At 56.7% G+C, this 21,961-nt stretch carries 20 protein-coding genes; 14 read left to right on the forward strand and 6 right to left on the reverse strand.

Annotation, left to right across the window (positions count from 1 at the left end):
- The first annotated feature begins 34 nt into the window (after window positions 1–34).
- From D3791_RS16175 to D3791_RS16240, 14 genes are all read left to right on the forward strand, one after another.
- Complete coding sequence (locus tag D3791_RS16175) at window positions 35–1,090, forward strand: tRNA (adenine-N1)-methyltransferase (protein ID WP_172512815.1); 1,056 nt, start codon at window positions 35–37, stop codon at window positions 1,088–1,090.
- Window positions 1,091–1,312: 222 nt separating this feature from the next.
- Window positions 1,313–2,950, forward strand: a complete 1,638-nt coding sequence (gene arc / locus D3791_RS16180; RefSeq protein WP_081638093.1) for a proteasome ATPase — start codon at window positions 1,313–1,315, stop codon at window positions 2,948–2,950.
- On the forward strand, window positions 2,947–4,563 hold the full coding sequence (gene dop, locus D3791_RS16185) for a depupylase/deamidase Dop (RefSeq protein ID WP_172512816.1): 1,617 nt from the start codon (window positions 2,947–2,949) through the stop codon (window positions 4,561–4,563). The genes arc and dop overlap by 4 nt, the downstream gene beginning before the upstream one ends.
- Window positions 4,564–4,629: 66 nt before the next feature.
- Complete coding sequence (locus D3791_RS16190; RefSeq protein WP_022875110.1) at window positions 4,630–4,815, forward strand: ubiquitin-like protein Pup; 186 nt, start codon at window positions 4,630–4,632, stop codon at window positions 4,813–4,815.
- Between the two features lie 76 nt (window positions 4,816–4,891).
- Window positions 4,892–6,265, forward strand: coding sequence for a Pup--protein ligase (gene pafA, locus D3791_RS16195; RefSeq protein WP_061952153.1), 1,374 nt, complete (start codon window positions 4,892–4,894; stop codon window positions 6,263–6,265).
- 118 nt (window positions 6,266–6,383) lie between these two features.
- Window positions 6,384–7,322 (forward strand): FKBP-type peptidyl-prolyl cis-trans isomerase, encoded by a 939-nt coding sequence (locus D3791_RS16200; protein WP_028268513.1) that lies wholly within the window; start codon window positions 6,384–6,386, stop codon window positions 7,320–7,322.
- Between the two features lie 33 nt (window positions 7,323–7,355).
- On the forward strand, window positions 7,356–7,751 hold the full coding sequence (locus D3791_RS16205; RefSeq protein ID WP_022875113.1) for an FKBP-type peptidyl-prolyl cis-trans isomerase: 396 nt from the start codon (window positions 7,356–7,358) through the stop codon (window positions 7,749–7,751).
- A gap of 93 nt (window positions 7,752–7,844) precedes the next feature.
- Window positions 7,845–9,842, forward strand: a complete 1,998-nt coding sequence (locus tag D3791_RS16210) for a helix-turn-helix transcriptional regulator (protein ID WP_172512817.1) — start codon at window positions 7,845–7,847, stop codon at window positions 9,840–9,842.
- A gap of 3 nt (window positions 9,843–9,845) precedes the next feature.
- Complete coding sequence (locus tag D3791_RS16215; protein ID WP_172512818.1) at window positions 9,846–10,205, forward strand: hypothetical protein; 360 nt, start codon at window positions 9,846–9,848, stop codon at window positions 10,203–10,205.
- 32 nt (window positions 10,206–10,237) lie between these two features.
- Entirely contained in the window at window positions 10,238–10,453 is a 216-nt protein-coding gene (gene tatA, locus D3791_RS16220; protein ID WP_022875116.1) for a Sec-independent protein translocase subunit TatA, read from the forward strand.
- A gap of 74 nt (window positions 10,454–10,527) precedes the next feature.
- Window positions 10,528–11,328: a twin-arginine translocase subunit TatC gene (gene tatC, locus D3791_RS16225; RefSeq protein ID WP_052165213.1), complete on the forward strand. Its 801-nt coding sequence runs from the start codon at window positions 10,528–10,530 to the stop codon at window positions 11,326–11,328.
- Between the two features lie 29 nt (window positions 11,329–11,357).
- On the forward strand, window positions 11,358–14,141 hold the full coding sequence (locus tag D3791_RS16230) for a DEAD/DEAH box helicase (protein WP_172512819.1): 2,784 nt from the start codon (window positions 11,358–11,360) through the stop codon (window positions 14,139–14,141).
- 63 nt (window positions 14,142–14,204) lie between these two features.
- Window positions 14,205–15,803 carry an amidohydrolase gene (locus D3791_RS16235; protein WP_172512820.1) on the forward strand — a complete coding sequence of 533 codons (1,599 nt, stop codon included), beginning with the start codon at window positions 14,205–14,207 and terminating at the stop codon, window positions 15,801–15,803.
- 409 nt (window positions 15,804–16,212) lie between these two features.
- On the forward strand, window positions 16,213–16,941 hold the full coding sequence (locus tag D3791_RS16240; protein ID WP_022875120.1) for a polyprenol monophosphomannose synthase: 729 nt from the start codon (window positions 16,213–16,215) through the stop codon (window positions 16,939–16,941).
- Window positions 16,942–17,120: 179 nt separating this feature from the next.
- Here the strand turns inward: D3791_RS16240 and D3791_RS16245 are convergent, their stop codons facing one another.
- From D3791_RS16245 to zapE, 6 genes are all read right to left on the reverse strand, one after another.
- The gene (locus tag D3791_RS16245; RefSeq protein WP_022875121.1) at window positions 17,121–17,468 is read right to left on the reverse strand and encodes an RNA polymerase-binding protein RbpA; all 348 of its coding nucleotides are present in this window, start codon (window positions 17,466–17,468) and stop codon (window positions 17,121–17,123) included.
- A gap of 182 nt (window positions 17,469–17,650) precedes the next feature.
- Window positions 17,651–18,592: an SPFH domain-containing protein gene (locus D3791_RS16250; protein WP_022875122.1), complete on the reverse strand. Its 942-nt coding sequence runs from the start codon at window positions 18,590–18,592 to the stop codon at window positions 17,651–17,653.
- A gap of 54 nt (window positions 18,593–18,646) precedes the next feature.
- Window positions 18,647–19,123: an NfeD family protein gene (locus tag D3791_RS16255; protein WP_172512821.1), complete on the reverse strand. Its 477-nt coding sequence runs from the start codon at window positions 19,121–19,123 to the stop codon at window positions 18,647–18,649.
- Window positions 19,124–19,226: 103 nt separating this feature from the next.
- Entirely contained in the window at window positions 19,227–20,078 is an 852-nt protein-coding gene (locus tag D3791_RS16260) for a putative RNA methyltransferase (RefSeq protein ID WP_022875124.1), read from the reverse strand.
- The gene (def, locus tag D3791_RS16265; protein ID WP_172512822.1) at window positions 20,078–20,719 is read right to left on the reverse strand and encodes a peptide deformylase; all 642 of its coding nucleotides are present in this window, start codon (window positions 20,717–20,719) and stop codon (window positions 20,078–20,080) included. Before def ends, D3791_RS16260 begins: the two co-directional genes overlap by 1 nt.
- Window positions 20,716–21,765 carry a cell division protein ZapE gene (gene zapE / locus D3791_RS16270; RefSeq protein ID WP_172512823.1) on the reverse strand — a complete coding sequence of 350 codons (1,050 nt, stop codon included), beginning with the start codon at window positions 21,763–21,765 and terminating at the stop codon, window positions 20,716–20,718. Before zapE ends, def begins: the two co-directional genes overlap by 4 nt.
- Window positions 21,766–21,961 lie beyond the last annotated feature (196 nt).

The raw sequence follows: 21,961 nt of genomic DNA on the forward strand, positions 1-21,961 counted from the left end.
GACTGTATAGAGCATTAAGAAAAGGATCACACCAGTGAGCGAAGCCAACAGCCAGGCACCCCACGGTGCGGCAGCCCGTCGTGGACCATTCCGCGTGGGCGACCGCGTACAGCTGACCGACGAAAAGCGCCGGATCAACACCATCACCTTGCAAAACGGCGGTGAGTTCCATACCCACAAGGGCGTCCTGCCGCATGAGGCCATCATTGGCCTGCCTGAAGGCTCTGTCATCGAGAACATCGATGGCTTCCGGTACCAGGCGCTTCGCCCGCTAGCCAAGGACTTCGTGCTCTCGATGCCTCGTGGCGCAACCGTGGTGTATCCAAAGGATGCGGCTCAGATCGTCCAGTTCGGCGACATCTTCCCGGGCGCACGCGTAGTCGAAGCCGGTGTTGGCTCCGGCGCGCTGTCAATTTCCCTGCTTCGCGCTGTTGGCGATGAAGGATTCCTGCACTCCTTCGAACGCCGCGAAGAGTTCGCTGACATTGCTCGAGGCAACGTGTCCACCGTTTTCGGCGGCGATCACCCTTCATGGAAGATCTCCATCGGTGATTTCCAGGACAAGGTCGTCGAACTTGAAGAGCCAGGCAGCGTGGATCGAGTAGTACTCGATATGCTCAGCCCTTGGGAGTGCCTTGACGCTGTGGCCACCGTTCTTGCGCCCGGCGGCGTGTGGACCAATTACGTCTCCTCGGTGACGCAGATGTCGCGTGTAGTTGAAGCCATTCGAGCTTCCGGGCAGTTCACTGAGCCAGAGTGCTTCGAGACCTTGGTACGTGGCTGGCACGTTGATGGATTGGCTGTGCGCCCGGACCACCGCATGGTGGCTCATACTGCCTTCTTGATTACCTGCCGTCGTTTGGCTGATTCAGCGGATGGAATTCCCAAGGCCAAGCGCATCAAGGAGCATTCGTACTCAGCCGAAGACTTGAGCGCGTGGACTCGCGACCATGACGAGCAGGAGTGGAGCGCCGAAGCATTGGGCGAACGAGGCATTTCGGATAAGAAGCTCCGGCGTGCTGCTCGGGATGCTCATCAGGCTGTTCGAGTGCGTGATGCCCAGGACCCCGAGGCGGACTCCAACGAGTAATTGATAATATTGACCACATAATGAGATGGTTTGTCTCATTATGTGACTACAGGCCCTGAGTGTTCTGCACTCGGGGCCTGAAGTTCTTAGGATGGGACTAAGACGGTGCGCTGAGCATCGCAAAAACCTCGCTGGAATCAATAAAGTCCAGTGACGTTGAATGTGGGGAGTTGGAACGTGAACGAAAATCACGAGGCAGAGCAATTGGCTGAACGGCTTCAGATGACCGAACGCCAGGTCAATGTGCTGCGCGACAAGAATCGCAACCTCGACAAGCAACTTGCCGGGCTCAGCGGAAACAACCAGCGGTTGGTCGCGTTGCTTGAAACGACGCGCGAACAGATCATCACTTTGAAAGCCGCCTTGGAAAAGGACGGCGACACTCCCTTCAGCTACGGCACCGTTGTTGCCAAGCACCCGCGCCAGCACCCGGAACCTGGATCAGGTATCGAGTCCACTGGAGCCCAAGCCGTTGACGTGATCTATTCCGGCCGCAAAATGCGCGTCGCCGTCAGCCCGCTGATGGATTTCGACTCGGTGCTGGTCGGGCAGCAGGTTCTGCTGAACGAAGCATTGGTCGTTGTTGCCGCCTTGGGGTTCGAGGAAACCGGCGAATTGGTCACCGTCAAGGAGCTGCTGGAGAACAACCTGGCAGTGGTGATGGCACGCGCAGACGACCAGCGGGTCATCGAACTGGCGGATCCGCTGCGCAAGACCCACTTGCGGGTGGGCGACCAGCTGACCGTTGATTCCCGCAGCGGCATGGCGGTCAGCCGCGTCCAGCTGACCGATATGCAGTCCCTGGTCTTGGAAGAAGTTCCTGAAATCTCCTATTCGGACATCGGCGGGTTGAACTCGCAGATCGAAGCCATCAAGGACTCGGTGGAACTGCCTTTCACCCATCCCGAGCTCTACCGCGAACATGGGCTGAGCGCCCCCAAAGGCATCTTGCTCTACGGTCCTCCGGGCTGCGGCAAGACGCTGATTGCCAAGGCCGTCGCCCATTCCTTGGCCCAACGAGTTGTCGAACGCAAAGAAGGCACCAGCACCCGGAGCTATTTCCTGAACATCAAAGGGCCGGAGCTGCTGGACAAGTACGTCGGCGAGACCGAACGACACATTCGCCTGATTTTCGCCCGCGCTCGGGAAAAGGCGCTGCACGGCGATCCAGTCGTCGTGTTCTTTGACGAGATGGAAGCCCTGTTCCGCACCCGCGGCACCGGCGTATCTTCCGACGTGGAGACCACGATCGTTCCGCAGCTGCTGGCAGAAATCGATGGCGTGGAGCGGCTGGACAATGTCATTGTCATCGGCGCATCAAACCGTGAAGACATGATTGATCCTGCCATCCTGCGACCAGGTCGCCTGGATGTGAAGATCAAGATTCGCCGGCCAGACGCCCAGGGTGCCACCGAGATCTTCAGCAAGTACCTGACCACGGACCTGCCATTGCACGAAACCGAGCTGGCTGCCGATCACAACAACAGCGACGCCACGATCCGCCGGATGATCGATTCCACCGTTGCTGAAATGTACTCCACCGAGCGGATCAACGAATTCCTGGAAGTCACCTACGTCACCGGGCAGAGCGAGATTCTGTACTTCAAAGATTTTGCCTCGGGAGCTGTCATCCACAACATCGTCGACCGCGCGAAGAAGCACGCAATCAAAGCACTGATCACCTCGGGCGAGCGTGGCTTGAAGCAGGAATACCTCCTGCGCGCCGTTCGAGAAGAATTCGCCGAGCACGAAGACATGCCAAACACCACCAACCCGGATGACTGGGCACGAATCTCCGGACGAAAGGGCGAGCGCATCAGCAATATCCGTTCGCTGGTCAACCGCCAGGCCGCCTCATGAGCGCGCGCCGCCTCGTCGGGCTTGAAACCGAATACGGCATCATCCGACCGCAAATGCCCAAGGCCAATGCGACCGTGCTTTCGGCGCAAATTGTTGATGCCTATGCGCAACTGGTCGCCGAACAGAGTTCGTCTGCGGCCGCGGCGCGCTGGGACTATGCCGATGAAACTCCCTTGCAGGATGCCCGCGGTTTCGCGATGGACCGAGATCAAGCCCATCCGAGCCAACTGACAGATGCTGAACCGGAGCTCGAAGAACAAGGGGTCTGGACCGCGGAGTCCATCGCCCTGGACGGTAATGACGCGCGAGTGGGTTCAACCCTTTACCAGGAGAAGGACTCCACTGATGTCGTGATGAACATGGTGCTGGGCAACGGGGCACGCCTCTATGTCGACCATGCACATCCTGAATATTCCAGTCCCGAATCATTGACTCCCCGCGCTGCCGTCCTGTGGGACCAAGCCGGCGATGAGGTCATGCGCCGCGCTGCTCAAACGGCCCGGCGGTTGGGCAGCGGCGAGTTATTGCTCTATAAGAACAACACCGACAACAAGTCGGTATCCTACGGGGCACACGAAAACTATTTGATTCCCCGGGCCGTTGAATTCCCCTCGATCGTCCAGGGGCTGACACCATTCTTCGTCAGCCGCCAGATCTATTGCGGCGCCGGACGGGTGGGGCAAGGCATGCTCAACGAGAAGCCTGCATTCCAGATTTCGCAGCGTGCAGATTTTTTTGAAGCTGAAGTTGGATTGGAAACCACGATTAATCGTCCAATCATCAACACCCGCGATGAGCCGCATGCGAACTGGGATAAGTACCGCCGCCTCCATGTGATCATTGGCGACGCCAACCTGGGCCAGATCTCAACGCTGCTCAGGGTGGGGACCACCAATTTGGTGCTCTCGCTTATCGAAGCGAATATGGCGCCAGATCTGGAACTAGTCGACCCGGTCCAAGCGCTCCAGCAAATCAGCCACGACCCGAGCCTCAAGACCCGGGTCAAATTCCGCGGGGGACTGGAGCTCTCGGCCGTGGAAATCCAGAGGCTCTACCTTGAAGCCAGCGAGAAGTACTGTGCAGAAAGGGGCATCGAGGATCCCGATACCACGGAGATCCTGACTCGGTGGGCCCAGATCCTTGACATCCTTGAGCATGATCCGATGCAAGCGGCCGACCAAATTGACTGGATTGCCAAGTACAAGCTCATCAGCGGATTCACCCAGCGGCACCAGCTCTCACTCGCGGATCCGCGAGTCGCGATGATGGATTTGCAGTGGGCCGACCTGCGCACCGACAAGGGCTTGTATTACCGCCTGGCTGCGCGAGGCGCGATCCAGACGTTGTTCAGTCAGGATGAAATCAATCAGGCAGTTGAAACGCCGCCCCAGGACACCCGCGCGTACCTTCGCGGCATGGCACTTCAGCGTTATGCGCCATATGTGGTTGCCGCCAACTGGGACGCCTTGTCCTTCGCGGTGCCGGGAGCCCGGAAGATCAGCCGATTCCACATGTCCGAACCATTGCAGGGGACCCGCCAGAGCGTTGGCGATCTGTTCGACGCCGAATTGGAAATTTCGGAATTTATCGACGAATTGGCTCGACGCAGATAAACGGCGCAGAATAGGTGTGAGTCTCGGGACCTAATTCCGGGATTCACCAATTTTTAGGAGAATAAGATGACTCAGGAAAGCTTCTCAGCTCGCCGCAACACGCAGAACCAGGCGGCGGAAAACGAACAGGTGCAGGTCAACACCACCGGCCAATCAGCAGGCGTTGATGACTTGCTCGACGAAATCGATTCCGTCCTTGAATCCAATGCCGAGGAATTCGTCCGCGGTTTCGTCCAAAAGGGCGGCCAGTAAAACACCTGCGTGAATAACGCAGCCGAGATCTGGCATCACATTAGGCAACGCCGCAGGCGAGGGGAAGTAACTACGCGTGGATCGCAGAATTTACGGGCTGGAAACCGAATTTGGACTAACCTATGTTCCGTCTGACGGACGCCGGCTGACTCCTGAAGATGCCGCACGGCATCTGTTCAAACCAGTGGTCAACTGGGGGCGAAGCTCCAACGTCTTCCTGGAGAACGGATCACGGCTCTATCTGGATGTTGGCTCTCATCCTGAATACGCCACCGCCGAATGCGATCAGGTGAAGCAACTCATCGCACATGACCGCGCCGGTGAAGCCTTCATGCTTGATCTCGTTGACCAGGCCGAAGACCAGTTGTTGGAAGAAGGCCATGAAGGCCGAATCTACATGTTCAAAAACAATGTGGACTCGGCAGGCAACTCCTATGGCTGCCATGAAAACTATTTGATTCCCCGCAAGATCGAATTCAAACGGCTTGCTGACATGCTCATCCCGTTCTTGGTCACCCGGCAATTGCTCTGCGGTGCCGGGCATCTGATCACCGAGGACGATCAAACCAAGTTCGTCTTTTCCCAGCGCGCCGATCACATGTGGGAAGGCGTGTCGTCGGCCACGACCCGCTCGCGTCCGATCATCAATACCCGCGACGAACCGCACGCTGACGCGGAATACCATCGACGCCTGCATGTTATCGTGGGCGATTCCACCATGAGCGAGACGACCCAGCTGCTCAAGATCGGCGCCACCGACCTGGTTCTGCGCTTGATCGAATCCGGGGAGATCTACCATGATCTGCGGCTGGAAAATCCGATTCGTTCCATCCGCCAGATCTCGCATGACTTTAATGGCCAGACCGTGGTCCGACTGATGGGCGGCGACGAGCCGACGGCATTGCAGATCCAATGGATCCTGTTCGAATCCGTGACCGAGTTCGTTAAACGCCACGGCGCACATCACGATCAAGTCGATCGAGTGCTTGAACTGTGGGAACGGACCTTGACCGCGATCGAAAGCGAAAATTATTCGCTTATCGACCAGGACATCGACTGGGCCATCAAGCATAAGCTGCTGCACGGCTACGCGCAGAAGAACTCGCTGGAGCTGTCTTCGCCGCGCCTGGCGCAGCTGAACTTGACCTATCACGATATCGACCCGGCACGTGGCCTTTTCCATGTGCTGAAACGGCGTGGACTGGTTTCGAGCGTTGTCAGCGATGCGGACATCCGCGACGCCGTGGAGAATCCACCGGCTACGACACGCGCAGCGATCCGAAGCAAGTTCATCCGTGCCGCTCGTGCCAATGGCCGGCGCTACAGTGCAGACTGGGTTCATATGAAATATGAGGACGAGCCGGGCGGAATCGTGCTCTGCAAGGACCCATTTGCAATCAACGACCCCGAAGTCGATAAGCTCATTGACCTCATGGGTCAGCGTCCCTGACCAGCGGGCGGAAAGACTTTTCACAGCTACGAACCCTAGGGTGGTAGCAGTGAGTTTGATACCCGCTTGCTGGGTATCTGTATAAATTTTCATTTTTGACTTCAACGAAAGTAGATTCGTGCGAAAAGTATTGGCATTGTGCGCTACTGCCTCGGTTCTAGCCCTGGCAGCTTGCGGATCAGGTTCCTCCTCAGATCTGTCGTCGATCTCGGTCAAGCCTGCGTCGGATGACAAGACCGCTCCAGAAGTTTCCTTCGACACTCCCTTCGTCACTGACAAGGACGAAGCTGTCACCTTGGAACAGGGTGATGGCGCCGAGATTAATGCCGGCGATACTATCTCGATCAAGTCCGGCCTCTACAAGGCTATTGACGGCTTGTCGGCCGGCGAGAACTTCACAGGCCAGGCTACGGACATGACCGTCGATGACACCATGAAGCAGCAGATGCCGGAGCTCTACGACCGCTTGGTGGATTCCAAGGTCGGCGATTGGATCGCCTACTCCACCGTTGAAGGCACACAGCAGGCCGATGGCACCGTGGCGGAGCCTGAAGAAGGCGCACGCGCCGAACGCATCATCGTTCTTCACGTTGAAAACAGCACTGCTGCCAGTGGAACCATGAGCAAGGACGAAGTGGCCAAGCAGAAGAAGGAAGGCAAGCTTCCTACGGTGAAGGTCACCGATGGCAAGCCAGCTATCACCATCCCCAAGGACACCGAGGCTCCTAAGGACCTTGCTGTAGATGTTCTGGAAGAGGGCAAGGGCGAAGCCGCCACTGCCACGTCGAAGGTCAAGGCCAAGTACTCCGGCGTTACCTGGGCTGATGGCAAGGAATTCGATGGCAACTTCGACAAGGGCGAAGCCACCGAGTTCGGCCTGGACCAGGTCATCAAGGGCTGGACTGAAGGCATGACTGGCCTGAAGGCCGGTTCCAAGGTCCTGCTGACCATCCCTGCCGATAAGGCCTACGGAAATTCTTCTACGAGCGGATCGCCAACCGGCACTTTGGTCTTCTACGTAGAATTGGAATCTGTAACTGCTGGTGACAGCAAGTAAAGACCTCACCTACGACTGAGAAAGGCCGTGACTATGTCGTTCGGAGAACGCAACTACGACCGCACCAAGCCTGAGATTGATTTCCCAGGGACCGACGCACCTGAAGAACTGGTCATTACCGACCTGATCGAAGGCACCGGCGCCGAGGTAACCCCGGGCACCACCGTACAGGCCCACTATGTTGGTGTTGCTTGGTCAACCGGCGAAGAATTCGATTCTTCCTGGAACCGTGGACAGACCCTCGACTTCCCAGTGGGCGTCGGAATGGTCATCCAGGGCTGGGATCAGGGCCTGCTGGGCATGAAGGTCGGCGGCCGCCGCCGTCTGGACATTCCTTCTGAACTTGCCTACGGCGAGCGTGGCGCACCAGGCGCTATTGGCCCGAACGAAGCATTGATCTTCGTTGTCGATCTCGTTGGCACCAAGTAAATAGCAGATGAAGGTTGGGCCCCGATATAACAATCGGGGCCTTACCTGTCTTAAAAGTCATGCTTAATGGTGAAAGTTGGTTAGTCTAAACACGTGAGCATAAAGCAATCCAGTGGCCCTAGCAAAGCAGAACGCCTAACCAGCCTGATCTATGCATTGGCAACCAAATCACGGAAGTTCAACGCCGAGCTGATCGGCGAATATCTTGTTCCAGACGGTTCTGCCGATACCCGTGAAAAAGCGCTTGATCGTCTCAAAGATGACATTCGAAATGACTTCGGATTGCAGCTGGACAAGGAAACCATCGACGGTGTTCCTTACTACAGCATCGACACGACCGACTGGTTCCTGCCGCCGGTCACGTTCAGCCCTTCTGAGGCCGGCGTGGTCGCCTTGGCTGCCAGTTTGTGGAAGGACACGAAGCTCCAGTCCTTGGGCCTGAACGCGGCAGCGCGCGTCACGGGACACGCCGATTCAGTGTCACCGGTTTCGCTGTTGGCAGGCTCCCTGGTTCCGCGGCTGTCCATGGATGAGCCGAACTTTCGGGACTGCGCGCTGGCAGTTTTCAACCGCAAAGCCTTGAAGTTCACATATGTTTCGTCACAGGGCTCAAAAACCGAACGCACCGTTGATGTGTGGGGGATTGGGCAGCGTTACGGCAACTGGTACTTCACCGGATACGACCACACCCGCAATGATTCCCGGGTCTTCCGCCTCTCGCGCGTACAGGGCAAGTTCAGCAACCATCGCCATAACAGCACCGACAGCGTTTACCACCCGCGCCCGGAAAACTTCCAGATGAACCAGGTGCTCTTGGACTTTGATCTCAAGCACCCCGGATATATCGCCACCGTCAAGCTGCACAGCGACGAAGCCATTCCGTTGCGAGCCCAATCGCTGAACGGAAGAAGCTCGAACGCCGAACTCCAAATCGGTTATTCGGACCCGCACTCCTTCGCTGCGGAGCTCGCTGCCTACGGGCCAGCTGTGCAGGTCCTGGAGCCCGCCGATTTGGCGGATCAGGTTCGCCGCCTGCTGATTGACGCCAAGACCGCGCAACTTGCCCAGCACGATCTAGAGCACTATGCGCAGGTCAAATTCCGCCCGAGCAGGGCTACAGGCCGTGGAACCACAACCACACAGGTGATGCGCAACATCGACATGATCCAATATGTCGTGGCGCATGGCGCGGTGGAGATCCAGGAGCTAGCAGAACGCTATTCCATGAGCGTGTCCAAGGTCCGCGAGGAGCTGGCCATGATCATGATGTGCGGCGTGCCGAACGGGCAGCATGACGAGCTGATCAACGTCAATGACGGCGATCTTGAATCCGATACGGTCACCATCTCCAATGCGGCTCTCTTGGCCGAACCCCAGAAGCTTGCCCCGCTGGAGGCGGTCGCAGTCCTGGGCGGCCTGAACGCGTTGGCGAGCATTCCCGAGTTCGAGCATCAAGACGTCCTCAATTCAGCCCTGGCCAAGGTGAACTCGGCCGTGGCTCGCTTTGAAGGGTGGAATGGGGCCCTGGGGTTTGCGCTGTCCAAGGCTCGCGAGAGCGACATCCCGCGCCAGCTGGTCCAGGCGGTTCGGCAGCATGAAGTTGTACGCATCGATTACTACTCTGCAAGTTCCCGGACCCATCAGCTGCGCGATATAGAACCTGTCCGGATGATCGAAGACGGCTCAATTCAGTACCTTCGCGCTTGGTGCCGAAAACGGGAAAATATGCTGACATTCCGTGTCGATCGAATTTTAAGTGCGGAAACGCTTGATGAACATTTTGTTCCCGCGCACAGGCATGAGGACCAGCAAGATGTCCAGATTCGATACGAGTCCAGTTCGGACGATCTTGAGGTTGTCCTGTACGTGGATGCCGAGTTCTTGCCTGTAGTCGAGGCATTCCATCCGACATCTTGGTCAACTGGAAAAGTGGATGGCGGCTATTTGGCTACGGTACGTTTCTCAGACCATCAAGTGGCAGCGCCATTGGTAGCTCGGCATAGCGGTAAACTGGCTGTGGTCAGTCCTGACGCTACGCGCGAACAAGTTGCGCTGTGGTTGGACGAGGCTATCCGAATGTATGAGGATTAGTAGATGCTTCCTTGGTGGTTTTGGGTCTTGTTATGGACCGTGCTCGTATTGGCGACGTTGCTTGTAGCTGTGCTTGCCGGATTCCGCTTGTTCAAGCGGGGGATGGCAGTAGTTGAGGGTCTAGGCGATGCCGCGGACCACATCAGTGCCGGCCTGAGCCAGCCGGGAACCGTCGTGGAATACGCGCAGAACCCGCGTCGCTACCCTCACGGGACCGATGCAACGCACGCCGATCCCGAGAAGATTCGCAAATTGCGCGACAAGGGGAAAGCAGAACGCATCGAAGCGCGTCGCTTGCGCAGAATTGCACGTCGCTCCGAACGCGGCCAAGCTCAAAACATGCGTGATCTTCGCCTGTTCTGACGTAGACTTTAGATAGAGAGAAGGGAAATCACATGGGTGGTTTGCAGGGATGGCATCTAGTCATCATTATCGTATTGGCACTGTTGCTTTTCGGTGCACCAAAGCTTCCAGGCCTGGCTCGTTCGATGGGCCAGTCGTTGCGTATTTTCAAGTCTGAAGTACGCCAGATGAAGGATGACGATCCTAAATCGGAGACTGTTGATGGCACAGTCAATGAACCGAATCCTAACGAAAAGAACAACTCGTAACCTCTTCTGTGGCAACAAATAAAGACAAGACACCGCGCAATAAGAAAAAGCGGGTCAAAGACGACGAAGGTCGGATGTCTCTTAAAGAGCATCTGATTGAAGCTCGAAACCGACTGTTCAAATCGCTCATAGCGTTGACTCTGGGAACTGTCGCCGGTTTCTTCCTCTATGACTGGTTGCTGGAGCTGATCATTGCTCCAGTCCAGGCAGCTGGCGGATCGGTGAACTTCACGGCAGTGATGTCGCCATTCGACATCATGATCAAGGTCGCGCTATTTGTCGGAATTCTCGTTTCGTCCCCTGTGTGGCTCTATCAGTTGTGGGCATTTATTGTCCCAGGGCTGAAGAAGAATGAACGTCGGCTCAGCTATAGCTTCGTTGCTGTTTCCGTTCCGCTGTTTATTGGCGGCGTCGCCATGGCTTACTTTGTGTTGCCATTTGCCCTGCAGTTCTTCATCAGCTTGGCCCCGGAAAATTCCGAGAACCTGATCAACATCAACGAGTATCTGCCGTTCATCATCCGGTTGCTGCTCGCATTCGGCTTGGCCATGCTCGTGCCGGTGCTGATGGTTGGACTGAACATGGTGGGCGTGCTGCCTGCCAAGGTGATTTTGAAGAACTGGCGAATCACCGTCTTCCTCATTGCGGTTGTGGCTGCAATGGCTGCACCTGGTGGTGACGCGATTACGATGTTTGCGTTGGCCGGTCCTCTGTTCCTGACCTTCGCTGCCGCCACAGTCTTCTGCTACTTCAATGACAAGAAACGCGCCAAGAAGCAAGCTGTGCAGGACGCCGAAAACGAACGACTAGCCAGTGGCGAGTCGACGACGATTGATGCTCCGGGCACAATCGACGAACCTAATTCACAGCTGTAGATTACCGTCAAGAAAGCGAACGACCACAAGTGACTTCACCCGCGGAAAGCTACGCGAATTCCAAGGCACGACAGGTCGAACACGGCACTGCGCTTCCTGATTTCCGTGCAAGTATCTCCTTCGATCTGGACCCATTCCAGGCGGAGGCTTGTAAAAAAGTCACCGAAGGGCATAGCGTTCTTGTCGCGGCGCCTACGGGCGCCGGAAAAACAGTTGTTGGCGAATTCGCGATCTTCCAGGCGCTGCGCGAGAACCGGAAAGCTTTCTACACCACTCCGATCAAGGCGCTGAGCAATCAGAAGTACTCGGAACTGGTTAACCGCTACGGTGCCAAGAGCGTTGGCCTGCTGACCGGTGACACGTCGATAAACTCTGAAGCGCAGATCGTCGTGATGACCACCGAGGTCTTGCGGAATATGCTTTACGCGGATTCACAAACCCTTGATGGGCTCGGCTACGTCATCATGGATGAAGTCCACTACCTCGCCGACAAGTTCCGTGGAGCAGTGTGGGAAGAAGTCATCATCCACCTGCCGTCCAACGTCCAGATCATTTCCCTCTCGGCTACCGTTTCCAACGCTGAAGAGTTCGGCGGTTGGCTCGACACCGTACGCGGCCAGACCGACATCATCGTCTCCGAGCATCGTCCTGTGCCGCTTTTCCAGCACGTGATGGTGGGCCCAAACGTCGTTGACCTCTTTGCAGAGGACGTCGCTTTCGACAAGGTGGCCGAAGGCGATTCAAAAGCCAGTGTCAATCCCGAGTTGCGCAAGCTCGTTCGCACCCACAATGCAGGCGGTCGCGTCCAGCGTGGACGAGGCAAGGGCAGCCGCGGGCCTCAGCGAGGGTCCGGGTTCGGCGAACGGGTCAATCGGCCGTCGGTGATCGGCAAGCTGGACCGCGCGGGCTTGCTTCCTGCCATCTTCTTCATCTTCTCCCGCAAGGGCTGCGACATGGCTGTCCAGCAGTGCGCCATGGCTGATCTCCGATTGACCACCAATGAGGAAGCCGCCGAAATTGCGCAGGCACTGGACGAAGTCTCCTATCGGATTCCCAGCGAGGATCTGGACGTACTGGAGTTCTGGGCCTGGCGCGACGGGCTGATTCGAGGATTCGCCTCGCATCATGCCGGACTTCTGCCGATCTTCAAAGAGATCGTCGAAGATCTGTTCGCGCGGAACCTGATCAAAGTCGTTTTTGCTACCGAGACACTGGCGCTGGGCGTCAACATGCCAGCACGCTCTGTCGTGCTGGAAAAACTCGTCAAGTTCAACGGCGAGTCGCATGTACAGATCTCTTCCGGCGAATACACCCAGCTGACTGGTCGCGCCGGACGTCGTGGCATCGACGTGGAAGGGCACTCCATTGTCGTGTGGAACCCGGAGCTCGAGCCAGAAGCGTTAGCTGGCCTTGCCTCCAAGCGTACGTACCCGCTGAACTCTTCCTTCCGGCCGACCTACAACATGTCGACCAACTTGCTGGCCCAATTTGGCCGCGAGCAGACTCGCCAAATCCTCGAATCCTCGTTTGCACAGTATCAGGCCGACCGTTCAGTGGTCGGCATGGCACGGCAGGTGCGGTCCAAGGAGGAATCCCTGGCCGGCTACGCGAAGTCCATGCAATGCCATCTGGGGGATTTCACCGAGTACCTCAAGCTGCAGCGCAATCTGTCCGCGTTGGAGAAGAATGCGGCCAAGAGCCGACGCACTGAACGCCGCTCGGCCGCAGAACGCTCACTGCAGGCAGTCATCCGTGGCGATGTCGTCGACCTTCCCGGCGGACGCCGTTTCGGCCGCGCTGTCGTCGTTGAGCTCGATACCGCCATGTACAACCCGCGCCATACCGTCTTGACCGAGGAAGGCCAGCTGCGCCGGTTGTCAGCTGACGACCTCAACGGGCCGGTGGAAATTGTTTCGCGGATCAGAATCCCCAAGGGGTTCACTGGCCGGGCGCCGAAGGAACGCAGGGATTTGGCCTCATCGCTGCGTAACGCCATCTATGATCAGCGTCCGCCACGCCAGGATGCGCAGAGCTTCAATTACGAAGGCGCGGATTCATTTGAGCGTGAAATCGCCCAGATGCGATTGGAACTCAAGGACCACCCGTGCCATGCCTGTTCCGAAAAGGACCAGCATATGCGCTGGGCCGATCGGTACTGGAAGCTGAAGAAGGACACCGATAAGGCGCGACGCGCCATACGCGGTCGCACCAATACCATCGCCACGCAGTTCGACAAGGTCTGCAAGGTCCTAGAGCAATTCGAATACTTGGTGCCTTCTGGCGAGGGCGATGACTTCGCTCTGACTGACTCCGGCAGGCGCCTGCGCAGGATCTATGGGGAGCGCGACCTTCTTACGAGCCAGATTCTGGAGACCGGTAAACTCAGCAAGCTCAATGCGGAGGAATTGTGCGCCGTCGTAGCCAGCTTGGTTTACCAGGCCCGCCGCGATGGCGATCGTCCTGATCCGAAGATGCCCACCGATAAGGTCGCCGACATCTGGAACACTACTATCAAGATCTGGGGTGCCCTTTCAGACGCTGAAGAGGCCCTGAACCTTGATCCCACCGCGCCGCCTGAATCTGGCCTGATCTGGCCAATGTACAAGTGGGCTCGCGGGTCGAGCCTGAACAGCGCACTTCGCGGCACGGATATGGCACCGGGCGACTTCGTTCGCTGGGCCAAACAGGTCATCGACACCTTGGACCAGTTCGCCAAGAATTCCGAACTTCCGCCCATGCTGGTGCGCAATGCCTATAAGGCGGTCGACCAGGTCAAACGCGGGGTCGTGGCCTACTCGAACGTCCTGGCCTGACCTTTTGCGTCGAGGCTCAGAGCAATACTTATTAATCGGTGCACGAGAAAAGGGAGCACGCTGATGGCAAAAACACTGTACCGAAACGGGGCAGTTTATTCCGCCGCAGATCCGTTTGCGACCGCCATGGTTGTAGATGGCGATACGATTTCCTGGTTGGGCGGTGAGGATGCCGCTGATCGACACGCCGAGACCGCAGATCAGGTGATTGATTTGCGTGGCGGGTTGGTGACACCGGCATTTGTCGAGTCGCATACCCACCTTGCGGCGCTGGGCCGGAACCTTGCCGGGGGAGACCTGAGCAAAGCCACCTCGGCCAGTTCCCTGCTTTCCTTGGTGGCAGCGCAGGGGCAGAAATCCAGCAAAGTGGTCCTGGCCCAGGGCTGGGATAATTCCAACTGGGAACAGGCCGAGCTTCCTGCAGAACATGACCTGACCAGCGCTGCCGACGGCAGAGCCTACTACCTGTCCCGCCGAGACGTGCACAGCGCCTTGGTTAATCAGGAGCTGCTGGACTTCCTGGGTCTTGGAGATCTGAAGCCGGGCCTGGTCTCCGGCAGTGATCATGATGATGTACGCGTCGCACTGGCCAAGGCCCAGAAAGCGGATCACGACTTCCAGCGCCTGGCCTTGGAACACTATGCCTCGAGAGGCTTCGCCACGGTAGTGGAAATGGCAGCGCCACAGCTTGAAGGCCGGGCCGCCCTCGACCAGCTTCTGGCCGACGATCAGCCCAAGCTGCCCAAGGTCTACGCCTACTGGGGCGAGCTGGTGAACGACGCAGAGGCAGCCGACGAGCTCTTCGCTTCATTCCCTGCTGGACGGATCCTGGGCCTTGGCGGCGATCTGAAAGTTGATGGCTCCCTCGGAAGCCACACCGCCTACCTCCGCGAGGAGTACAGCGATCGCCCCGGTGAACGCGGCACCCTGTACCTAGGCAGGGAAGAAATCGCAGCTCACCTCGTCGCGTGCAGCAGCCGCGGAATCCAGGCCTCGTTCCATGTCATTGGCGACGGCGCTTTGGATGTTGTGCTGGATGGATTCGATCTGGCCGCCGAGCAGATTGGCGTGTCCAAGGTGCAGATGGGCCGCCACCGCTTGGAGCATGTGGAAATGGTTGATGAAGCAACCCGCTCACGCCTCTTGCAGTACGCCGTGACCGTGTCGATGCAGCCGGTATTCGATAAGGCTTGGGGCGGTTCGAACGGAATGTATGCTCAGCGGTTGGGCGATCGCGCGCAGGGAATGAACAACCTCTCGGCTATGCTTTCCGCAGGTGTGCCGATGGTTCTCGGATCCGATGCGCCCGTCACCGAGGTCGACGGGTGGGAGGTAGTTCGCGCGGCGATGAACATGTCCAATCCGCAGGCGCGTATTTCCGCTCGCGCCGCCTTCCTGGCGCAGACCCGTTCGACCTACCGGGCCATGGGGGAGATGAATCCGCTGGCCGGTCAGTTGGCCATTGGGGCGCAGGCGACGTTCGCCGTGTGGACTGCCTCTGAACTTGCTGTGCAGACGCCGGACGTTCGCATCAGCTCTTGGAGCACCGATGCTCGAGCTGGCACTCCGATGCTGCCCGTAGTGGATGAGGAAATTCCGCAGTGCTTGCGCACCGTTCGCGCCGGAATCACCATCTTTGACGAGCTTGAGCAGGTCAATTAGCTTAAAGCGAAACCATTGGCTTCTGCCTAGATATATTCGTCAAGATCGCTCTGACTAGTGGCATCTAGATAAAGATTGAAGTCATTAGATGGTTGACAGCCTAGGTGGGTTACCCACTAGGCTGAGGTAAGCGCCTCTTCGTGATGCACAAGCATTGCGTTCGAAACGACGCAATACAAACAACGATCCTCAGTGACCTTAGATAACATTTTGCGTGCTTTTCGCGGGCAAAATAGGGCCGAAGTCACTGAGGATCGTTAGTTTATCCAGTGTCTTCAATGACCTGGCGAACATTTGATGACTATAATTTGAGTTTGGACTATCTCTTCCCGCATCAAAGGTTCTAGGTTTCTAGGCTTTGATTGACGGGAGGAACTTTTATGTTGCATACCCAGAAAGGTGTCGCCGAGTGCGCGTCATTACCATCATCCCGACCTATAACGAGCTGGAGTCGCTCCCGCTAACCGTAGGGCGGTTGCGGTCCGCAGTTCCGGATTCGGATGTATTGATCGTTGATGACAATTCACCAGACGGCACCGGCGAACTGGCTGACAAGATGTCGGCTGATGATTCGAACATCCACGTACTGCACCGCACCGGCAAGGACGGCTTGGGCGCCGCGTATATTGCTGGCTTCGAGTGGGCTTTGGCTCGGGATTACGACGTCCTGGTTGAAATGGATGCTGACGGCTCGCACATGCCAGAGCAGCTGCCACGCCTTCTGGAAGCCAGCGAGGCCGGCGCCGACCTGGTAATCGGCTCGCGGTGGGTCAAGGGCGGCGAGGTCGTCAACTGGCCATTGCTGCGAAAGATCATTTCTCGCGGTGGCAGCTTCTACTCCCGTACCATGCTTGGTCTGCCATTGCGCGACATCACCGCTGGATACCGCGCCTTCAAGCGCGAGACGCTGGAAGCCATCGATTTTGATGCAGTTGAGTCGCGCGGTTACGGCTTCCAGGTGGATATGACCTTCCGCGTGGCCATGCTACGCAAGAAAATTGTTGAAGTGCCCGTTACGTTTGTTGAGCGTGAGCTAGGCGCTTCGAAGATGAGTGGAAATATCGTCTTCGAAGCCATGTGGAATGTCACTCGCTGGGGCTTGGGTGCTCGCTGGAAGAAACTGACGTCCAAGAAGTAGATTTCCTGCGCTGGCACGTACCGAGACATGTCCCGGTACGTGCCAACGCTGTTTAACGAGGTTATTCGGATCTGTCGCATGCAAGTGAGGCCTGGCTGCACAACCATTAGTTGTGCAGCCAGGCCTCATTTAATCCTCTAAGCCGATACTGGGCTTACCAGCGGCTTATTGGGGGAGTGCTAGACAGCTTCCCCGCGTGCAGCGCGCAACTGCGTCAGGCGGTCAGCCAGAGTCTTTTCCAGCTCTTCTTCGCTGCGACGCTCAAGGAGCATGTCCCAGTGGGTACGAACTGGCTTTTCGTTGCTAGCTTCTTCCACCTGGGCTTCGCCGTGGACGAGCTTGGCTTCCTTGCCGGTCTTGGTGTGCCAGACCGCTGGAATTTCAGCTTCGGCTGCAAAGACAACAAAGACGGTCTCGCCGTCTTCGGTACGGTATTCGACGCGCTGACGGGCAGCCGGCTCCACACCTGCCTCAGATTCCATGCTCTGTGCACCCAGGCGCATGCCTCGTAGGCTGCGATCGCTCATGATTTCCCTCCGCGATGTTAAAAGAATTCGCTACACGTACCAACGTTTGGCACCGGATAATAATTCCACCGAACAAGCGGTTTGGAAATCTTCAGGTACCAAAACATCCATTATACGCGTTAGCGGCGAGGTGCATGGCCTGCACCTCGCCGCTAACTGTTATCTAGTTATGAAACCAGTCTCTACTGGACGTCGCTGCTTGGAGCAGGCGAAGCTGGCGGAGCCGGAGGTGCCGCTGGGGAGCCATTGCCGCCCAATGCGCCGCCGATGCCCTTCAATGCTTCCGTCAGTTCACTTGGGATCACCCAAAGGGTGTTGGAAGTTCCTTCAGCAAGCTTTGGCAGTGTCTGCAGGTACTGGTAAGCCAGCAGCTCGTGATCCGGACGGCCGGCATGGATTGCGTCGAAGACCTTCTGGATAGCCTGAGCTTCACCATCGGCTCGCAGGATCGAGGACTGGGCGTCACCTTCAGCCTTCAAAATTTCTGCCTGGCGCTGGCCCTCGGCGGTCAGAATAGCTGACTGCTTCGTACCTTCAGCGGTCAAGATGGCTGCACGGCGGTCACGCTCGGCGCGCATCTGCTTCTCCATGGAGTCCTGGATGGACAGCGGTGGATCGATGGCCTTCAGCTCAACGCGGGAGACGCGAATGCCCCACTTGCCGGTTGCCTCGTCCAGTACACCGCGAAGCTGTCCGTTGATCTGGTCGCGGCTGGTCAGAGCCTCTTCCAGGTTCAGGCCACCAACGACGTTACGTAAGGTGGTCGTGGTCAGCTGCTCAACAGCTTGGATGTAGTTGGCGATTTCGTAGGTTGCAGCACGAGGCTCAGTGATCTGGAAGTACACAACGGTGTCAATTGAGACCACCAGGTTGTCTTCGGTGATGACTGGCTGCGGTGGGAAGGAAACCACCTGTTCGCGCAGGTCAAGCAATGGCAGCAAGCGATCCACAAATGGGATCAACAATGTCAGGCCAGGATTCAAGGTGCGATTGTACTTGCCGAGGCGTTCAACAATGCCTGCACGTGCCTGGGGCACGATGCGCACGCTGCGCAGTAGTACGACGATCACGAAGATCGCCAGAACGACAAGCACAACAGTTACGCCAAAACCATTTGAATTCATGGTTCATACTCACTTTCATTGTGCGGGGTGATGAAAATTAACGTCGAGAAGTTATCAGCTGTCAGCTGGGTCTTCGGGTTTCGGGGAAAGGTAGGCGGTAGCTCCGTCAATTCGTGAAACCACAGCATAGGTGCCTGGTGGCATCGTCGGAACATTCGACTCTGCACGAACCGTCCATATTTCGCCTTGAATCTTGGCCGAACCAGAAATCCGCGAAGTAGGTTCAAGGATCAAGGCATCAGCGCCGATCAGCCGTTCAATATTCGAACGGAACCCTACCGGGGATTTCTTCAGATGCCTGACGGCAATGGGACGAACCAGCAGAATCATGAGCAGGGAGACGACGCAGAAGACAACTACCTGCAACCACAATGGGCCATTTAGCAGGGCCACCGTGACCCCTCCGAGAGCTCCGATGCCCAACATGATGAAGTAAAGGTCGAGTGACAGCATCTCGATGATGGCCAACAATAAGAACAGCGCGAGCCAAATTACCCAGGCGTTACTTATGATCCATTCCGCGGTAGTCATGGAATCCACCTAATTTCTCATAGGACAAGGGCCAGAAGCTTTGGCCTTTCCTATATTCTGCCGTATCCGGGGCTGGATAGGCGTAGTCAATTAGGGGTATTTTCTATCTCTTAGGGATGAATACGTGCACTCCAAAGGATGCGGTTACAAGCTGTTGGCCGAGGGACTGCACTTTGCCTCGAAGCGTCTCGGGGGAGAGGTGGTGGCCCGCTGGGCCCATGAAAGCAAGGTTGTAAAGATCCTCGGAGCCCAACTCCATTTGATAGGTCAGGTATTCAGTCTCGATGTGCATCAGGTCTTCCGCGGCAAACTTCTCTTGCAGGGCTGCCAATTTTCCTTCGGCAACTGAGAGCATGTCTAACGGTTCGATGACCTCATTGAGGTGATTTGGTTCCCCGGTAACTACGATGCAGGCGCCGCTCGGGCGCAGGACCCGGTGAAATTCGGACGGATTGTGCGGAGCGAAGCAATTCAGCACGATATCCCGTGAGGCGTCGGCAGTCGGCAGTTTTCGCCAAACGTCCCACACAAGGGCAACAGTATTCGGCAGCTTTGCGGCACGGCGCATGGCGTATCGAGAAATATCCAGTGCTAGAGCGTCATGGCTCGCCGGCATCGTGAGATCAAGGATTTCCTTGAGATAGTAGCCGGTCCCGGCACCTGCATCGAGAACGTCCAATGTAGTTCCTGCGTGGTATCTCTGGACAAGTTCCGATAGCTTCCTTGCTAAAGGGGCGTAGTGGCCACGGGATTGAAACGCGTCTCGTGCCTGGACCATGGCGGATGTGTCTTCCAGGAAGTTGGTTCCCTTGCCTGTCAGAAAATTGAAGTACCCTTGCTTAGCGGCGTCGAATCGATGCCCGGAATCGCAGAGAAGCGTCTTACTAGCCTCGTCCTTGTACCCAAGAGGTTGATCGCAGACGGGGCAGATGACCGTTGTTTTTCTCATAGGCATTAGAAGTTCAGAACCTTTTTCGCGGTGGCGACATCCATGCTTTCGTGGCGCCAGAGTTCGGTCTCGCTAATGAGCGAACGAGTTTCAGCTTTGTCGACGTATACGGTGCCGCTGAGATGGTCCGTTTCGTGCTGGACGATTCGTGCCTGCCATCCGCTAAATTCGCGCGTGTGTTTTTGTCCTGCGCGATCCTCATAAGTTGCCGTGATGTCAGCGGGACGTGTCACGACTCCTTGGAAGCCATCGAAGGACAGGCAGCCTTCGTAAAAGACTGCCTCACGGTCAGAGATGCTGGCGTAGGCAGGATTGAAAATCTCCAAGTATTCGAGGGGTTCTCGTTCGCGCTCGGCCGCGATGGAGTCTGGAATCGGGTACAAGTCCTCAAGCACAGCGATCTGCAGCGGGATACCGATTTGAGGCGCTGCCAGGCCCACGCCTGGAGCCTCGTACATGGTCTGACGCATGGCCTCCAGCAATTGATCAAGTACCGGCTTTTCTAGTTGCCCGGTATATTCGATGGCCTGTTGCCGAAGCACCGGGTGCCCAAGCTGAACGATAGGAACGACCAGGTTCTCATCCGCAGTGGCTAAAACTGAAAGAACTAGTTCTTGGATCTCGTGGTTGGTGTATTCGGGATTCATTGAGAAGCGGCGGTCCGTTCTAGATCGTGGCGGGTGAGCTGTGCTAATCGCGAAGCCAATCTTGCCTTCTCGGTGGCGTGGAGCATGTGCCCCAAGGCGGCTAAGTCGTCCTCTGCGTACAAATGAACTTCGACGTCCTTGTCATAGAACACGTCAATGAGGTTTGCCAGGCGACGTTCTTCGTCCATTGGCATTGTTTCACTCGATGGTATTTCAGTGATGTGCCATCGCGAATAGCGGGTCGCAAGTTCGAGGTAGTCAGCGGTATTGCGCCGGGTTCTGCAGATCTGGTCGAAGGTTATCCAGATGCAGCCGTCGGTCAGATGGGCTGGGCCGATGCGGTCATAGCCGATTTCAATCCATGTTTCTGTCGCGGTGACAGGAATTGTCCGGGGGACCAGGTTCAGCGTGCCCTTGGCGAAGCCTTGCGCGTCGTTGGGCGAGCCGCTGATAAGACGATAGTCCTGCTCATGGTCGAGCTTGAAGATCTCGAAGCCATGACGAATTATCTCAATGATCGGTTTGACCAGGTGGTGAAAGGTATCGTCGTCGAGCAGATTTTCAGGCTCATAGTTGGAGGTGGTCACTAATTGGATCTCGTGCTGTTGGCAGAACTTGATCAGCTTTCCCATCAACATGGCATCGCCAGGTTCAGTGCAGTGGAATTCGTCGAAGATGAGTACCTGGATGCCGGCTAGTTCCCGTTCGAGGCCTTGGGAAAAAATTGCACCAAGTGGCTGGCCTGGTTCGCGGTTTTTGGGGGAGTTCAATTGGTGAAAGAACTCGTGGAAATGAAAGCGGCGGGTACGCGACGACGGCAGATGTGTCATCAATGCATTGGTGATGATAGTTTTCCCGCGACCCGGTGGTCCATAGATATATACGCCTTGTCGGCTGTTGCGGGCAGATGCACCGAGTGATTCGCCTAGAACGTTGATGAGCTGTTGCTGGGTTGGATCGGCGTTGATTCCATCCATGGAAAGTGAATCCAGGATCTGTCCGGCCAGGACGTTGCTAGCCAATTTACGTGACGACGGGGTGGGCATAGCTAAATTTTGCCATTCTCCGGTGTGCCATCCAATTCAAGCGGTTGTAGATCAACGCTAAATCCGTACTCAGCCGGTTGGTTAGATTCAAGTTGGATTCAATAATGACTAGTCAGCTCTTGAATCAGTCAACTCCAAATGGATGATTTATTTAGGGGAGTGATATCAAAGCTAAGTGCCAAGTGGTCCAACCTGG

The sequence above is a fragment of the Glutamicibacter mishrai genome (assembly GCF_012221945.1).
GTDB classification, from domain to species: domain Bacteria; phylum Actinomycetota; class Actinomycetes; order Actinomycetales; family Micrococcaceae; genus Glutamicibacter; species Glutamicibacter mishrai.

What these genes read in the sequence shown, in the direction of transcription:
- arc (WP_081638093.1), top strand. Translation starts at nt 1,313, where the DNA reads ATGACCGAACGCCAGGTCAATGTGCTGCGCGACAAGAATCGCAACCTC.
- dop (WP_172512816.1), top strand. Translation starts at nt 2,947, where the DNA reads ATGAGCGCGCGCCGCCTCGTCGGGCTTGAAACCGAATACGGCATCATC.
- D3791_RS16190 (WP_022875110.1), top strand. Translation starts at nt 4,630, where the DNA reads ATGACTCAGGAAAGCTTCTCAGCTCGCCGCAACACGCAGAACCAGGCG.
- D3791_RS16205 (WP_022875113.1), top strand. Translation starts at nt 7,356, where the DNA reads ATGTCGTTCGGAGAACGCAACTACGACCGCACCAAGCCTGAGATTGAT.
- D3791_RS16215 (WP_172512818.1), top strand. Translation starts at nt 9,846, where the DNA reads ATGCTTCCTTGGTGGTTTTGGGTCTTGTTATGGACCGTGCTCGTATTG.
- tatA (WP_022875116.1), top strand. Translation starts at nt 10,238, where the DNA reads ATGGGTGGTTTGCAGGGATGGCATCTAGTCATCATTATCGTATTGGCA.
- tatC (WP_052165213.1), top strand. Translation starts at nt 10,528, where the DNA reads ATGTCTCTTAAAGAGCATCTGATTGAAGCTCGAAACCGACTGTTCAAA.
- D3791_RS16235 (WP_172512820.1), top strand. Translation starts at nt 14,205, where the DNA reads ATGGCAAAAACACTGTACCGAAACGGGGCAGTTTATTCCGCCGCAGAT.
- D3791_RS16245 (WP_022875121.1), bottom strand. Translation starts at nt 17,468, where the DNA reads ATGAGCGATCGCAGCCTACGAGGCATGCGCCTGGGTGCACAGAGCATG.
- D3791_RS16250 (WP_022875122.1), bottom strand. Translation starts at nt 18,592, where the DNA reads ATGAATTCAAATGGTTTTGGCGTAACTGTTGTGCTTGTCGTTCTGGCG.
- D3791_RS16255 (WP_172512821.1), bottom strand. Translation starts at nt 19,123, where the DNA reads ATGACTACCGCGGAATGGATCATAAGTAACGCCTGGGTAATTTGGCTC.
- D3791_RS16260 (WP_022875124.1), bottom strand. Translation starts at nt 20,078, where the DNA reads ATGCCTATGAGAAAAACAACGGTCATCTGCCCCGTCTGCGATCAACCT.
- def (WP_172512822.1), bottom strand. Translation starts at nt 20,719, where the DNA reads ATGAATCCCGAATACACCAACCACGAGATCCAAGAACTAGTTCTTTCA.
- zapE (WP_172512823.1), bottom strand. Translation starts at nt 21,765, where the DNA reads ATGCCCACCCCGTCGTCACGTAAATTGGCTAGCAACGTCCTGGCCGGA.